Consider the following 611-nt stretch of genomic DNA (forward strand, 5'->3'; position numbering starts at 1 on the left):
GGGGGGGGGGGGGGGGGGGGGGGGGGGGGGGGGCGGGGGGTGCGGGCGGCGGGGGGGGCGGGACCTGCGCAGGGGGCGGGGCCGAGGGCGGAGGCGTCAGTGCGACGCCCTCCGGCGCAATCATCGCCCAGCCATAGGCCTTCAGCTTTCCACCGCCCAGCGGCAGCAGCATCGTGCCGAACAACGGCGAGGTGTTCGCAAGCGCCGCCCGATACGGCGGCGGCAGCACGTCGGTTCGGGCGAACTCGTCGGTGCTCCAGACCACCAGCGTTCCGGACTGCTTCAGCCGTTGCGGCGTGATCCACGGGCTCTTGGCTGGATCGGCGTCGATGAACACCGATGGCCGCGGGGACGCATAGGCAGCCACGAAACCGGCCTCGCTGGTGCTGCCGGTAACGATATCGAGGGGCCGCGTCGTCCGGCTCTTCCAGACCGACTGCATCGCGTTGGACAGGGCCTGGGCCGGGTACAGCTCGGTCGGCACCGGACCGCTGCCGTAGGCGCGCGAATACGTCGAGGTCGCGTAGCCGATCGGCACCCCGAACAGCACCAGAAGCCAAGCCGCCACCGCCAGCCGCGGTGCCCCGATCGTGGCCCGCGCCGGCAGCAGC

At 73.2% G+C, this 611-nt stretch carries 1 pseudogene; it reads right to left on the minus strand.

Annotation, left to right across the window (positions count from 1 at the left end):
- Window positions 1-611, minus strand: a pseudogene (locus DU475_RS23950) (glycosyltransferase); the annotation flags it as partial.

This window comes from Rhodopseudomonas sp. WA056 (assembly GCF_010906995.1).
GTDB lineage: Bacteria > Pseudomonadota > Alphaproteobacteria > Rhizobiales > Xanthobacteraceae > Rhodopseudomonas > Rhodopseudomonas palustris_G.